This window comes from Microbacterium pullorum, assembly GCF_014836535.1.
GTDB classification, from domain to species: domain Bacteria; phylum Actinomycetota; class Actinomycetes; order Actinomycetales; family Microbacteriaceae; genus Microbacterium; species Microbacterium pullorum.
Genome location: NZ_JACSQP010000001.1, coordinates 313,109 through 326,463, shown reverse-complemented (window position 1 = coordinate 326,463; position 13,355 = coordinate 313,109). Strand labels below are relative to the sequence as shown.

General features: G+C 71.2%; 13 protein-coding genes and 1 tRNA gene. 8 read left to right on the top strand and 6 right to left on the bottom strand.

Translation table 11 applies throughout. From position 1 onward, the window contains the following. Window positions 1–4 precede the first annotated feature (4 nt). Window positions 5–784, top strand: coding sequence for a phosphate ABC transporter ATP-binding protein PstB (pstB, locus tag H9651_RS01605; RefSeq protein WP_191717343.1), 780 nt, complete (start codon window positions 5–7; stop codon window positions 782–784). A gap of 174 nt (window positions 785–958) precedes the next feature. On the opposite strand, the gene H9651_RS01600 is transcribed toward pstB, so the two are convergent. The 5 genes from H9651_RS01600 to H9651_RS01580 form a co-directional block, all read right to left on the bottom strand. Continuing rightward, window positions 959–1,843, bottom strand: a complete 885-nt coding sequence (locus H9651_RS01600; RefSeq protein WP_191717342.1) for an aminodeoxychorismate lyase — start codon at window positions 1,841–1,843, stop codon at window positions 959–961. 360 nt (window positions 1,844–2,203) lie between these two features. Further along, window positions 2,204–2,845 carry a DNA-directed RNA polymerase subunit beta gene (locus tag H9651_RS01595; RefSeq protein ID WP_191717341.1) on the bottom strand — a complete coding sequence of 214 codons (642 nt, stop codon included), beginning with the start codon at window positions 2,843–2,845 and terminating at the stop codon, window positions 2,204–2,206. Window positions 2,846–2,890: 45 nt separating this feature from the next. Beyond that, a complete protein-coding gene (locus H9651_RS14595) occupies window positions 2,891–3,997 on the bottom strand; it encodes an anti-sigma factor (protein ID WP_225216214.1) in 1,107 nt (368 codons plus the stop codon). After that, window positions 3,994–4,593, bottom strand: coding sequence for an ECF RNA polymerase sigma factor SigK (sigK, locus tag H9651_RS01585; RefSeq protein WP_191717340.1), 600 nt, complete (start codon window positions 4,591–4,593; stop codon window positions 3,994–3,996). Before sigK ends, H9651_RS14595 begins: the two co-directional genes overlap by 4 nt. Window positions 4,594–4,628: 35 nt before the next feature. Then, window positions 4,629–6,347 (bottom strand): cytochrome c biogenesis protein DipZ, encoded by a 1,719-nt coding sequence (locus H9651_RS01580; RefSeq protein ID WP_191717339.1) that lies wholly within the window; start codon window positions 6,345–6,347, stop codon window positions 4,629–4,631. Between the two features lie 130 nt (window positions 6,348–6,477). On the opposite strand from H9651_RS01580, the gene H9651_RS01575 reads away from it, so the two are divergent. The 7 genes from H9651_RS01575 to H9651_RS01545 all read left to right on the top strand — a co-directional run bounded on the left by H9651_RS01575 (window position 6,478) and on the right by H9651_RS01545 (window position 12,706). Continuing rightward, window positions 6,478–7,137 (top strand): fasciclin domain-containing protein, encoded by a 660-nt coding sequence (locus tag H9651_RS01575; protein WP_191717338.1) that lies wholly within the window; start codon window positions 6,478–6,480, stop codon window positions 7,135–7,137. Window positions 7,138–7,332: 195 nt separating this feature from the next. Continuing rightward, on the top strand, window positions 7,333–8,814 hold the full coding sequence (locus H9651_RS01570) for a serine/threonine-protein kinase (RefSeq protein WP_191717337.1): 1,482 nt from the start codon (window positions 7,333–7,335) through the stop codon (window positions 8,812–8,814). A gap of 23 nt (window positions 8,815–8,837) precedes the next feature. After that, window positions 8,838–8,913: transfer RNA gene (locus H9651_RS01565), tRNA-Lys, on the top strand. A 278-nt stretch (window positions 8,914–9,191) separates the two neighbouring features. Next, window positions 9,192–10,016, top strand: coding sequence for an LLM class flavin-dependent oxidoreductase (locus H9651_RS01560; RefSeq protein WP_225216213.1), 825 nt, complete (start codon window positions 9,192–9,194; stop codon window positions 10,014–10,016). Continuing rightward, window positions 10,013–10,558 carry an alpha/beta hydrolase gene (locus tag H9651_RS01555; RefSeq protein WP_191717336.1) on the top strand — a complete coding sequence of 182 codons (546 nt, stop codon included), beginning with the start codon at window positions 10,013–10,015 and terminating at the stop codon, window positions 10,556–10,558. Before H9651_RS01560 ends, H9651_RS01555 begins: the two co-directional genes overlap by 4 nt. A 427-nt stretch (window positions 10,559–10,985) precedes the next feature. Next, window positions 10,986–12,584 (top strand): sodium-dependent transporter, encoded by a 1,599-nt coding sequence (locus tag H9651_RS01550; protein WP_191717335.1) that lies wholly within the window; start codon window positions 10,986–10,988, stop codon window positions 12,582–12,584. Beyond that, window positions 12,581–12,706, top strand: a complete 126-nt coding sequence (locus H9651_RS01545; RefSeq protein ID WP_191717334.1) for a methionine/alanine import family NSS transporter small subunit — start codon at window positions 12,581–12,583, stop codon at window positions 12,704–12,706. The genes H9651_RS01550 and H9651_RS01545 overlap by 4 nt, the downstream gene beginning before the upstream one ends. 3 nt (window positions 12,707–12,709) lie before the next feature. On the opposite strand, the gene H9651_RS01540 is transcribed toward H9651_RS01545, so the two are convergent. Continuing rightward, window positions 12,710–13,291: an isochorismatase family protein gene (locus tag H9651_RS01540; protein ID WP_191717333.1), complete on the bottom strand. Its 582-nt coding sequence runs from the start codon at window positions 13,289–13,291 to the stop codon at window positions 12,710–12,712. Window positions 13,292–13,355: the final 64 nt, after the last annotated feature.

Genomic DNA, 13,355 nt, shown 5'->3' with positions numbered 1-13,355 from the left:
TCAGGTGTCCAAGAGCATCGAAGTCAACGATCTGAACGTCTACTACGGCGACTTCCTCGCCGTCGAGGGCGTCTCGCTCGAGATCGAACCCCGCAGCGTGACCGCCTTCATCGGCCCGTCCGGCTGCGGCAAGTCCACGTTCCTGCGCACACTCAACCGCATGCACGAAGTCATCCCCGGCGCCCGCGTCGAGGGTGAGGTGCTGCTGGACGGCGACAACCTGTACGGCCCTACCGTCGACCCGGTGCTCGTGCGTCGTCAGGTGGGCATGGTGTTCCAGCGCCCCAACCCGTTCCCCACGATGTCGATCCGCGACAACGTGCTGGCCGGTGTCAAGCTGAACAACCGGCGCATCTCGAAGTCGGACGCCGACGACCTGGTGGAGAAGTCGCTGCGCGGCGCGAACCTGTGGAACGAGGTCAAGGACCGCCTCGACCGCCCCGGTTCGGGCCTGTCGGGCGGCCAGCAGCAGCGTCTGTGCATCGCCCGTGCCATCGCAGTGTCGCCGCAGGTGCTGCTGATGGACGAGCCGTGCTCGGCCCTCGACCCCATCTCGACCTACGCGATCGAGGAGCTCATCGAGGACCTCAAGACCAACTACACGATCGTGATCGTCACACACAACATGCAGCAGGCCTCGCGGGTGTCCGACAAGACGGCGTTCTTCAACATCGCCGGCACCGGCAAGCCCGGCAAGCTCATCGAGTACGACGACACCAACACCATCTTCACCACCCCGTCGCAGCAGGCCACCGAGGACTACGTCTCCGGCCGCTTCGGGTGACCGCCGGCGGGGCGCCGCGCCGCCCCGCGCCGCCCCTCCCCGCGCGGCCCCGCCACTCCCCGTGAGACGACATCTGAGCGCCGAGACCATGGTCATTCCCCACGTTCTCGGCGCTCAGTAGTCGTCTCAGCGTTCGCAGGGCGCGGCGCGGCGCGGCGCGGCGCGGGTGGGCGGTCAGTCGCGCGGGCTCAGGAGGTACTCGTTGATGGCTGCCGTGAACGCGGCATCCATCGGCAGCGCCACGCCGTCGACCGCTGTGATGGGCGCGGCCAGCCGCACGCTGGAGACGAGCCACGCGGCATCCACCGTCGCGAGGTCGCTCACCGCAATGGTGGCGTACGCGGTGGCGAACCCCTGCTCCTCCAGGTGGGCGAACAGGCTCACCTGCGTCGTGCCGCGCAAGATGCCGCCGTGGGGCGCGGGGGTCACGAATGTGTCGCCGCGGCGGAGGATGAGCGAGGCCGTGGGCGCCTCGAGCACGAAGCCGTCGGAAGTCGTGAAGATCGCGTCGTCGGCGCCGCGGCGCTTGGCTTCGCGCAGGGCCGCCATGTTGACCGCGTACGACAGGGTCTTCGCGCCCAGAAGCAGCCAGGGCGCGCGGGCGGGGACATCCAGGGCGTAACCGCGGTCGAGGGTCACCACCCGCACGCCGCGCTCACGCACTGCGGCGAAGTCGGCTGCGGGGGCGGCGGTGACCCACGCGGTGGGCGCGGGTCCGTGCTCGACGCCGCGGCTGAGGATGAGCTTGACCACCGACTCCCCCGGCCCGCATGCCGCGGCAGCCGCAGCCACCGCCTCGCGCCACTGGCCGACGTGGGGTTCGGGCAGGTCGCAGATACGAGCCGAGTGCACGAGACGCTCGAGGTGCGCGGCGACCTCCTGCGGGTGTCCGTCGACCACCCCGATGGACTCGAAGATCCCGTCGCCGCGCTGCGTGCTGAGCTCGCCGACACTCAGGGCGGGGGCCGCGGGATCGATCACGGTGAACGTCTCGGCGAACGACCCGCGCGGGTCGCCGGGTGCTGCGGGGTCGATCGTGAGCGCGAATCGCCAGGCCATGACGGAAGCCTACCGACGCCACCCCGTCGGAATTCAGGCTGTGAGCGCGCGATTCGCGTCTCCCCTGGCCCACCGCCGTCCACAGCCTGAATTCCGACGGGGAATACCCCCGCACGGGCCTCGGTTACACTGGATCAGCCGGGCCGCAGTAACCCCGGGCTCCATCTTCTGCCGCTACGAGCGGCCTCGCGCCGAGAGGCGTTCTGCGGCCCGGCACTTTTCTTTCCCGCCCCGCGCGGGCCCCGCTCCGACCGTGAGACGAATACGGGGGGACGAGACAGCGGGCGCCACCCGTCGTCTCGTCCGTCGGTATTCGTCTCAGCGACGAGGCGGGTCCCGCGCGGACGGCGAGGCGGCGGGTCAGGTCAGCGAGTCGCGGCGCCAGAGCGCGGCGCAGGATGCCAGGTCGGCGGCGTACGTCGACAGCCGCAGCGCCCGCGTGGTGAGGGCCGTCGCCCGGTCGGACTCGGTGGCCTCGTAGTCGTCGGCCAGGTGCGTCGCGCCGCTGGACTGCACGCGGCAGAACGCCGCCGCACGGTCGAGCGCGACGGCGAAGTCGCCCGTGAACAACCCGCGCAGGATCGTGTCCACCAGCTCCACCAGTTCGTCGGGGCCGGCGGGAGTGGGTGCACCCGCGACGACGGGGTCGGCACTGACGATCGCGACCCGCCCCCGGTCGTACAGCAGCGCCGCGGTCTGCGGATCATCGTGGATCATCAGCTGCAGCAGGTACAGCCGCCACAGCGCCCCGGGCAGCGTGCGCGCCGGCGACCGCGACCACAGCTCGGCGATGTCATGGATGCCGTGGCGATCGGTGAATCCGATGAGCCGCTCCACGACCTCTTCGTCCTGCTGCTCGCGCACGCGGGTCAGCAGCGCGTGGGCTGTGGCATGGGCGACCCGCGAGACCTCCGCCGGGTCCTCCGCTGCGAAGAGGCGGTCGAAGGTCTCCGAGGGCCGCCGGACCGGTTTGTGGAAGGGGTTGCCGGCGTCGTCCGTCATCATTCCAGGCTACCGGCGCCGCCGGGCGGCGAGGCCGGGGTCCGCTCAGGCGGTGGGAACGGCCACGATCGGGTCCCCCGTGGGCGCGCCGCCGGGAGCTCCCCCGGCAGGCTCGATCGTGACGGCGATGACGTCTCCGGGCTGCATCTCGCCGTCGAGAGCGGTGGTGGCTTTGCTGCCGTCGGCGGCGAATGTGCCGGCCGAGATCGCCTCGTCGCCGCGCACGAACCACAGCTCGAACGTCTCGTCCTCGGGAATCGACGGCAGGCCGTCGGAGACCAGCACGGCCTTGCCCAGCTGCGGGGACCAGTGCACCGTGGCGGTCAAGCCCTCGTCCTCGGCCACGGTCGCCGACTGCGCGTCGGGGGCCGACTCGATCTCATCGAGGGCGACCACCGCGGCGGGACGGTTCATCCAGTTGTAGAGCGCCCCGGCGCCGAACCCGACCCCCACGAGCAGCGTCAAGCAGGCGGCGAGCGCCAGCAGGCCGCGGGTCCAGGTGCGCCGGGCGACGGCTTGGATCGCCGTCGTGGTCGGCACAGGCTCGGCGGAAGGGTGCGGCGTGGCGTCGTCGGAGAGTCCGGTCTCGACCGGCTCTGCGGCGCGTACCGGCGCCACGGGCAGCGCCGTCGTCGCAGCTTCGGCCTGCGCGGTGTCGTCCCATACCTCGAGCGTCGGCCCCAGCAGTGCGATCAGTGGGTCAGTGGGCTCACCCGCGGGCTCAGAGTCGACCTCCTCGACCGGCTCGACCGGCTCGACCGTCTCGGCCTCCGCGACCTCCTCGACCGGCTCGACCGGCCCGGCCTCCTCGGCGACCTCGTCGCGAGCCGCATCGTGCCGCTCGGCCGAGCGCCCAGAGCGGTCCCGCCGCAGCGCTCCCCCCGCAGCACCAGCACCCGCAGCCCCAGAAACGCGCGGCTCCTGCGGCAGCGACACGATGCGCGCCAGCAGCGTCGAGCGCAGGGTCAGCGGCGGTGCGACGCGCAACGCGCCCTCGGCGAGGGATGCCGCAACGGCGGCATCCGCCAGCGCCACTGCCTCCCACTCGGGGTGGGCCTCCAGCGCCTGCTGGTAGCGGGCCTCGTCGGCGGGCGACAGCGCGTACAGGGCGTGACCGGCCGCGAGTTCGGCGAATTCCTGCTCGTCGTTCATGCGGTCACCCCCATCGCGGTTCTCAGGCGCGACAGACCGTCGCGCATCCTGGTCTTGATCGTGCCGAGCGGCGCGCCCACCAGCACGGCGATCTCGCTCTGACTGTAGCCGCCGTAGTAGGCCAGCACGATCGCTTCGCGCTGCGGCTCGGGGAGGGTCGACAGCGCACCGGCCACCTTCTGACCCTCCACCTTCAGCTCCACCTGCTCAGCGACGCCGTCGTGGGCGACGTCCAGATCGCGCAGGCCCGCCCGCACGTCCCGCGTCGCGCTGGCCTGCGAAGCCCGCACCCGGTCCACCGCGCGGCGGTGGGCCATGGTGAGGATCCACGATCTCCCCTGCCCCTTGTTCGGAGCGAAGCGCCCGGCGGATTGCCACACCTCCAGGAACACCTCCTGCAGCACCTCTTCGCTCTGCGAGCGGTCGACGAGGACGCGCAGGATGAGACCGAACACCCGAGGGGCGAGCAGATCGTAGAGCCGCGCGAAGGCGGCCTGGTCGCCGTCGGCGACGCGCGAGAGCAGCTCGGCTGCGTGATCGCGCGCCGTCCCGTCCTCGGGTACGTCCACCCCGTCGATGACCATCTCACCCAGCATGCACCAATCCCCCCGTCTGCGCGTGTAACCGGCGCTCACCCGAAAGTGAACGAATAGGCCTGCACCCCGGCGGGCAGGGTGATCTCGATCACGCCCGCGCGCCCCTCGTCGCCGTCGACCAGGGCGTAAGAGCGCGGCGTCCCGCCGACGTCGAGTCCCGGCGCCGCCTCGCCGTCGATCGACACCTGCACGCGCCCCTCCCCCGCGAGCACGACCTGCACGTCGGACGCGCGATAGCGAAGACGGATGCCGCCTTCGTCGCCGGCCGGGGTCGCGAACTGGGTCTGCACGTCCCACTCCCCCTGCAGGGCGAACGAGTCGGCGGGCTGCTCCTGCGGGTATGCGAAGGTGTGCACGCCCGCGCGGTACCGGCCCTCGCCGCCGTAGTTGACGTCTTTCCCCGACCCGAGGAACGTCTCGGGCGTCCGGGCCCCTGCCTCGGGGGTGAGGTCGGCCACGTCGGTGGGGTCAGGCAGCGCCGCATCCGCATCGGCATCCTGCAGCAGTTCGCGGATCATCGCCTCGGTCGCGGCGTAGTTGCCCTCGCCGAAGGCGATGTGGCGCACCGTGCCCTCGGCGTCGATGAGGTAGTGGGCGGGCCAGTAGCGGTTGCGGTAGTTGGTCCAGGTCGACAGCGAGTTGTCGAGGGCGACGGGGTACTCGATCCCGAAGTCGTCGGCGCCGGCGGCGACGTTGGCGGCATCCTTCTCGAAGGCGTACTCCGGCGAGTGGATGCCGATGACCTGCAGTCCCGCGTCGCGGTAGGCCGCGTCCCAGGCGACGACGTGCGGAATGGAGCGCTGGCAGTTGATGCACGAGTACGCCCAGAAATCGATCAGCACCACCTGACCCCGCAGGTCGGCGAGGTCGATGCCGGCACCGTCGGGCGTGTTCAGCCACGACTCGATCCCGCGGATCGACGGTGCCGTGCCGCACGATTCCAGTTCGTCGGCACCGTTGGTGCAGTTGTCGAGCTCGCGGTTCTCATCGGTGACGATGCCGCCGAGGTTGAGGGCCTGGGCCGCCTGCTCGTTGTCGGTGAGGTCGCGCTGCAGGGCGGCGGTGTAGTCGGGCACGAGCCGCTGCAGCAGCTGCGGCACGTTGAAGACCAGCCCGACGGCGAGGGCGAGCATGGCGACGCCGGCGGCGATGCGCAGGCCCCGCTCGCGGGTGCGGAACGCCTTGATGCGCTCGATGAGACCGCGGCCGGCGAGCGCGAAGGCGAGCAGCGGCACGGCCACGCCGATGGCGAAGGATGCCGTGAGCAGCACCGTGTCGAGCCCGATGCGCCCGGTGGCCCCGGCGACGATGATGGCCGCGAGCACCGGTCCCGCGCACGGCACGAACACGGCGCCGAGCGCGAGGCCCACGGCGAAGCCGCTGCCGCGGTTGGCGACCTCTCGCCGCGGCAGCCACTGGAACGGCTTCTCGAGCAGCTGCTCGAAGCGCGGCACCAGCAGCCCCACCGCGATCGCCACGAGCACCGCGATGCCCACCCAGCGGATGACGTCCTGCGGCAGGTTGAGGGCTCCCAGCAGCAGCGAGCCGGCGAGGGTGACGAGGGTGAAGCTCGTCACGAGCCCCGCGATCACGAGGTACGGCCGGCTGCGGCGGGCGGGGATCGTCGTGGCATCCCCCTCGAAGCGCGCCGACTGCGCGCCACCGGTGAGGAAGATGACCGGCAGCACCGGGAGGATGCACGGCGAGATGCCGGTGATCAGCCCTCCCAGCAGGCCGATGACGATGAGCTCCATGGGTCCCCGTTTCTGTCGGGGGTTCTTCGGGCCGGGATGCCGATCGGATTGCTTCCCATCCGATCGCGATCCCGCTCCGAACACCTGTCATGGCCGCAGTCCTGGCGGCTCCCAAAAACCGGAGGACATCATGCTCAGCACCAAGAAGAAGATCACCGCAGCTCTGACTCTGACGCTGGCGGGCGCGTTTGCGCTCTCGGCATGCACGATGGGCGGCGACACCACCGATGACGAGACCGAATCGATGACGACCGAGTCATCCGAGACCAGCACGCCCGAGGCGATGGATGCCGGGGCCATGCTCGTCGGCGCCGGCTGTGAGGACTACGCCGAGGCGGTGCCCGACGGCGCCGGCTCGATCGAGGGCATGTCGCAGGAGCCGGTGGCGGTCGCGGCATCCAACAACCCGCTGCTCACGACACTCACGGCAGCGGTGAGCGGCGAGCTCAACCCCGACGTGAACCTCGTCGAGACGCTCAACAGCGGCGAGTACACGGTGTTCGCTCCCGTTGACGACGCGTTCGCGAAGATCGACCCCGCCGTCATCGAGTCGCTGAAGACCGACAGCGAGACGCTCACGTCGATCCTGACCTACCACGTGGTGGAGGGCCAGATCGATCCGGCCGACATCGCCGGCATGCACACCACCCTGCAGGGCGGCGACGTAGAGGTGACCGGGTCGGGTGACGAGTGGATGGTCAACGACGCGACCGTCATCTGCGGCGGCGTGCAGACCGCCAACGCGACGGTGTACCTGATCGACACGGTGCTGATGCCGCCGACCGAGTAAGAGACCACCGGGACGCGGTCGGGGGGCCGCGCGTTCCGGGTTGGGCGGGACGGCCGCCGGCGCTGCGATGTCGCCGGCGGTCGTCTCATGCTTTCGGCCGTACGTCAAGCGGCTGAGGACATATCGATGGATTCGTTAGCCTGGCGAAGCAATCGGGGCGCGGGCTGGGCCGCCGCCGGTTCGGCTGGGAGGGCCATGATCCACGCGAGCGCGAACGAGATCGCCGAGGACACGCTGCTCGAGCGCCGGTATCGGCTGCTCGAGCAGATCGGCGCCGGCGGGGCCGGGCGCGTCTTCCGCGCGGAAGACGTGCACCTGCAGCGCACGATCGCGGTGAAAGTCATGCACAACCACGGTGACGAGGGCCTGGGAGCGGTGGAGCGCGCACGCTCGGAGATGCTGCTGCTGGCATCGCTCAACCACCCGTGCCTGGTCACCCTCTTCGATGCCCGCATCGGCCGCGCGCCCGGCGAAGTGAACTATCTGGTCATGGAGTACGTGCCCGGCCTCACCCTGCGCCAGCACCTCGATCAGGGCAGGGTGGATGCCGCCGAGCTCGCAGGGATCGCGCTGGACATCGCCGAAGGACTGCACGTCGCACACACCTCCGGTGTCGTGCACCGCGATGTGAAGCCGTCGAACGTGCTGCTGTGGCGGTCGCCGCTCGCCAACGGCCGCTGGCGGGCGAAGGTCGCCGACTTCGGCATCGCTTACCTCGAGCATTCGACCCGCGCGACCGACCCCGGGCTCGTGATCGGCACCGCCGCGTATCTCGCCCCGGAGCAGGCGCGCGGCGAGACCCCCACCCCCGCCGCGGACATCTACGCCCTCGGCATCCTGCTCATCGAAGCCCTCACCGGGCAGCGCCCGTTCGGCGATGTGTCGGGCATCGGCGCCCTCACCGCCCGACTGCTGGACGCTCCCGTCATCCCCGCGTCGCTGCCGCGGGCCTGGCGCGAACTGCTTCAGGCGATGACGGCGATGCGCCCCGAGGACCGGCCCACCGCGCTCGAGGTGTCGATCGCGGCGGCACGCTTGACGGTGCCGGATGCCGTGGGTGGCGACGGCGCCGCCGGTGCCGGGCTGCGCGCAGCCGCCGCCGCGGTGCCGACGGCGCCCCTGGCCGCCGCTGCGGTGGCGACCGCGCGCCTCCCCCAGGTTCCCGCGACGCGGCGCGAGCGTGCGGCCGCCGCTGCTGCGCCCACCGCGCCGCTGCGCCTGCCCGCCGTCCCGGCGCCGTTGACTGCGACATCGGCGGTGTCGGCGCGCCGCACCGGTTCGACGGAAGCCGTGACGGTTCCCGCCGCGCGCGCTCACTCTCGGCATCCGCGCCGCGTGTACGCCGCAGCAGCCGGCGTGGCGCTGCTGGCCGTGCTCTCGGTGTCGACGATCTCCGCCGTGATCGGCAGCACCGGGTCCACCGACCCCGCGCCCGTGGTGCAGGAGGAGCCGGCGCCGGCGCCGGTGGAGCCCGCGCCGGTCGAGCCTGCGCCGGTGGAGCAGCCCGCCAACGAGCCGGCGGTGGTGACGCCGGTCGACACCCCGACCGAGCAGACCGTCGTCGCCGAGGACCCGGGCCCGAAGAACCCCAACGCGGGGCCGGGGAACAACAACGGCAACACCAACCCCAACCGCGGTCCCGGCAACAACAACGGCAACGGGAACGGGAACCGCTGAGCGCCTACTAGGCTTGATGTCGAGGGCCTCTAGCTCAGTCGGTAGAGCATCGGACTTTTAATCCGCGGGTCGTGGGTTCGAGCCCCACGGGGCCCACCAACGAAACAACGCAGACCTCCTGGCTCATGTGCCGCGCTTTCCTGGCGTCGCCTGAAGTGCAGAGATCGGATGACCGGGTGCCGAGGGTTCCATCGGCCCCGCACACCGCTTCTCCGCGTCGCCGAGATGCGGAGATCCGCCCGAATGAGGTTCCTGCGTCGGCATCCGCCCTCATTCGGGCAGATCCCCTTGTTTCGGCGAAGGGCCGGATGCCGCGGCGACCTGTCCTGACATCGCGCCCTCTTGGGCCGCCGATGCCGCGCACCTAGGATCCGGGGATGACCCAGAACGAGATGGACGTGCGCGTCGGCGTCGTCGCCCGGCCGCAACTCCCGCCCGAACAGCTTCCCGACGCCGCCCGCGCGGCGGAAGCCGCCGGCGTCGACGATCTGTGGCTGTGGGAGGACAGCTTCTTCAGCGGCGGCCTCGTGACCTCCGTAGCAGCGCTCGATGCGACGACCACGCTGCGGGTGGGGCTCGGCCTCATGCCCACGCCCCTGCGCAACCCCGCCCTCGCAGCGATGGAGGTCGCGGCCCTCAGCCGCATGCACCCGGGCCGATTCGTGCCGGCGTTCGGACACGGCGTGCGGGAGTGGATGCAGCAGGCGGGAGCCGCGGTCGACCGTCCGCTCAGGCTGCTGCGGGAGTACGCCACCGCCGTGCGGGCACTGCTGCACGGCGATGAGGTGACAGCGAGCGGCGAGTACGTGCGCCTGAACGGCGTGCAGCTCAGCCTGCCGCCCCTCCCCGACGCCGTGCCGCCGGTGCTGCTCGGCGCCAACGGCCCGAAGGCGCTGGCGCTGGCCGGCGAGATCGCCGACGGCGTCGTGCTGAGCGAGGCGGCGAATGCGGATGCCGTGGCATCCGCCGTCGAGATCGTGCGCGCCGCCCGTGCAGCGTCGCCGCTGGCGGGGCACACGCTGCACGTCGTCGGCTACGTCGAGCCCGCGGCGGATCCCGCCGCCCAGGCCCTCGACCTCGTCGCTGCGGGGCTCACGACGGTGGTCTTCACCTCGTGGGACGGTGATCCCGATCCGCAGACGCTGTTCGACGCCGCCGCGGCGGCGCGCACCGCACTGCGTGCGGACGGGAGCGCGACGTGAGCGTCGATGTGGTGTTCCTGCACGGCGCGGGCCCGGGGGCGTTCGATGCGGACGCGCGGCTGGCCGACAGCCTGGCCGGCGAGCTGGGCGCGGGGTACACCGTGCACCGCCCGCGGTTTCCCGAGGACGACCTCGATGACCTGCGATGGTTCGACGCTCTCACCGCGGCCCTGGCAACGGCTCGGGCGCCACTCGTGCTGGTCGGGCACTCCGCCGGCGGATACATGCTGCTGCGGTATCTGGCGAACAGGCCGGTGACCACGCCGGTGGCGGCGATGTGCCTGATCGCGGCGCCGTTCCCCGGCGGCGACGCCGAGTGGACCTTCGACGACTTCGAACTGCCGGCAGACATCGACCGGCATCTCCCGGTGGATGCCGCGGTGCGTCTGTACGCCAGCGAAGACGATGCCATCGTGCCGTTCGCGCACCGCGATCTCTACGCCGCGGCGATCCCGCGAGCCCGTGTGCGCACCGTGACCGGCGGTCACCAGATCGGGGACGATCTGCGGATCGTGGCCGCCGACATCCGCGCCCTCACGTGAGCGCGGATCAGCCGAGATCGCCGGGGTGGGTGAGCCGCCACCAGGTCGTCGGGGGCTCGATGGTGCCCTCGGCGCCTGCGGCGTCTGCGACGTGGCCACCGGATCGGGGACGGGCGCCGTCACCGCCCAGGCGGTGTACCCGCCTCCGGATGCCAGCACGGTGAGCGTGATCACGGCGGCGATGATCAGGTTGCGGCCGCGCCGCCGACGCCGCACCTCGGGGTCGGCGGCCGCACGACCGGCCGGGAACACCTGCTCGTCACGGATCATCTCCGTGAAGTCGTCGAGCGCATCGTCGGGCCGGTGCTGCGTGGTCATCTGGTGCGGGACCCCCATCCGATTGCTGTCTATCACGGCTCGCCGGGTGCGCGCATCCTCGGGTCCCCGAGGGGTGTACCGCGACAGCGGGCCTCACTAGAATCCCGGGATGACCGCCACCCCGCCCGCGCAGCGCGAGACCTGGAGTGGCCGCAGCGCCTTCATCATCGCCGCCGTGTCGTCGGCGGTCGGCCTCGGCAACATCTGGCGCTTCCCCGGCGTCGCCTACGAGAACGGGGGCGGCGCGTTCCTGCTCCCGTACCTCATCGCGTTCCTGACCGCCGGACTGCCGATCCTGTTCCTCGACTACGCCATCGGGCACCGCTATCGCGCGTCGGCCCCGCTGGCCTTCCGCCGCATCCACCGGCGCTTCGAGCCGCTCGGCTGGTGGCAGGTGGGGCTCTGCTATGTCATCTGCATCTACTACGCGGTCGTCATCGCGTGGGCGGTCGCCTACGCGGTCTACGCCGTCACGCTGGCGTGGGGCGAGGATGCCGTCGGCTTCTTCCTCTCCGCGCACCTGCGCCGGCCGGCGACCGTCGGCTTCACGCTCGACTTCGCCCCCGCCGTGCTCATCCCGCTGGTGCTGGTGTGGCTGACCGCTGTGGTGGCCCTGGCCTTCGGCATCCGTCGGGGTATCGACCGCGTGAACCGGGTCACGCTGCCGCTGCTCGCGGTGAGCTTCACCGGCATCGTGGTGTATGCCCTCTTCCTGCCGGGCGCCGTCGATGGGCTCAACGCGTTCTTCACCCCCAGCTGGGCGGCACTGGCCGATCCCGCCGTGTGGATCGCCGCATACGGCCACATCTTCTTCTCGTTCTCCATCGCCTTCGGCATCATGCTCACCTACTCCTCGTACCTGCGTCGCAAGAGCGACCTGACCGGGTCGGGGCTGGTGGTGGCCTTCTCCAACACCAGCTTCGAACTGCTGGCAGGCATCGGCGTGTTCGCGACGCTCGGGTTCCTGGCGTCGGCGCAGGGCAGCACCATCGCCGAACTGGAGAACATCCAGGGCGTGGGACTGGCCTTCATGACCTACCCGACGTTGCTGTCGCAGATGCCGGGCGGTCAGATCGTCGGGGTGCTGTTCTTCGTCTCCCTGGTGCTCGCGGGCTTCTCCTCGCTGCTGTCGATCCTGCAGGTGCAGTCCGCTGCGCTGCAGGACAAGACGGGCTGGAGCACCCGCCGGGCGGGCGTCACCCTCGGCATCGCCACCGCGGTGCCGTCGATCTTGTTGTTCGCGACCACGAGCGGGCTGTACACGCTCGACGTCGTCGACGCGTTCGTCAACAACATCGGCGTGGTGCTCTCGGCGATCCTCACCCTTCTGCTCGTGGTCATCGTGGGTCGCCGGGCGCCGGAGCTCGCGCGCCACCTCAACGCGGTGTCATCGTTCCGGGTGGGACCGATCTGGCGCGTCATGGTGACGGTGGTGACCCCGATCATCCTCACCGTCATCCTGGTGACGGGCGCCTACGGGTACATCGCCGACGGCTACGCAGACCTGCCGGGCTGGTTCCTCGCCATCGCCGGCTGGGGCCTGCTCGGCGTGCTGGCCGTGGTCAGCGGATTGCTGAGCCTCGGCACCTACCGGCGTCCGGACGCGCTGACGATCGAACCCGACGACACCGAGCAGCTCGCCCGCGAGGTGCAGGCAGACAAGCAACGCGCGCTTCGTGAGCGCAGCGAGAGAAGGGCCGGCCGATGACCCCCACCGCGATCGTGTTCCTCATCGTCGCTGCGGGTGTGCTGTGGGGCGGGCTGGCGTGGAGCCTGCTGCGGCTGCGCAACCACCCCGAGACGCTCGAGGACGAACCGCCCTCGACCTGAACCTCAGGCGCCGGACTCGGCCAGCACGGCGCCGGCATGGGCGAGTTCGGCGAGAGCCGCGTCGGCGGAGTCGGGGGCGACGCCGGCGACCAGGTCGGTCAGCACCCGCACGCGGCGGCCGTGCTCGATGGCATCCAAGGCCGACGCCCGCACGCAGTGGTCGGTGGCAAGACCCACGACGTCGACCTCGGTGATGCCGCGCGAGGCCAGCAGCTCGGCCACCGTCTCGCCACCATCGGTCGCACCCTCGTAGAGCGAGTACGCCGGCTGCCCCTGCCCCTTGCGCACGTGATGAGTGACGGCGTCGGTCACCAGCCCGGGGTCGTACTCGGCGCCTTGCGTGCCGGCGACGCAGTGCACCGGCCACGTGTCGACGTAATCGGGCTCGCCCGTCGCGAAGTGGCCGCCGTTGTCCCCGTCGGCGTCGTGCCAGTCGCGGGAGGCGATGATCAGCTCGTAGTCGCCGGCGTGGGCCGCGAGGTGGCGGGTGATGGCCGCGGCGACCGCGTCACCGCCGGTCACGGCCAGCGCGCCGCCCTCGGTGAAGTCGTTCTGCACGTCGACGATGAACAGTGCGGTGCTCATACGGGGAGCCTACGCCCACCCTCGGTGCGCACAACGTCGTTCATCCGGGCGGAACGCAGGTGGG

Bases quoted from the DNA above. Each gene is read 5' to 3' on its own strand.
- H9651_RS01595 (WP_191717341.1), bottom strand. From the start codon at position 2,845: ATGACGGACGACGCCGGCAACCCCTTCCACAAACCGGTCCGGCGGCCC.
- H9651_RS01570 (WP_191717337.1), top strand. From the start codon at position 7,333: ATGATCCACGCGAGCGCGAACGAGATCGCCGAGGACACGCTGCTCGAG.
- H9651_RS01575 (WP_191717338.1), top strand. From the start codon at position 6,478: ATGCTCAGCACCAAGAAGAAGATCACCGCAGCTCTGACTCTGACGCTG.
- sigK (WP_191717340.1), bottom strand. From the start codon at position 4,593: ATGCTGGGTGAGATGGTCATCGACGGGGTGGACGTACCCGAGGACGGG.
- H9651_RS01540 (WP_191717333.1), bottom strand. From the start codon at position 13,291: ATGAGCACCGCACTGTTCATCGTCGACGTGCAGAACGACTTCACCGAG.
- H9651_RS01560 (WP_225216213.1), top strand. From the start codon at position 9,192: ATGACCCAGAACGAGATGGACGTGCGCGTCGGCGTCGTCGCCCGGCCG.
- H9651_RS01550 (WP_191717335.1), top strand. From the start codon at position 10,986: ATGACCGCCACCCCGCCCGCGCAGCGCGAGACCTGGAGTGGCCGCAGC.
- H9651_RS01580 (WP_191717339.1), bottom strand. From the start codon at position 6,347: ATGGAGCTCATCGTCATCGGCCTGCTGGGAGGGCTGATCACCGGCATC.
- H9651_RS01600 (WP_191717342.1), bottom strand. From the start codon at position 1,843: ATGGCCTGGCGATTCGCGCTCACGATCGACCCCGCAGCACCCGGCGAC.
- H9651_RS01545 (WP_191717334.1), top strand. From the start codon at position 12,581: ATGACCCCCACCGCGATCGTGTTCCTCATCGTCGCTGCGGGTGTGCTG.
- H9651_RS14595 (WP_225216214.1), bottom strand. From the start codon at position 3,997: ATGAACGACGAGCAGGAATTCGCCGAACTCGCGGCCGGTCACGCCCTG.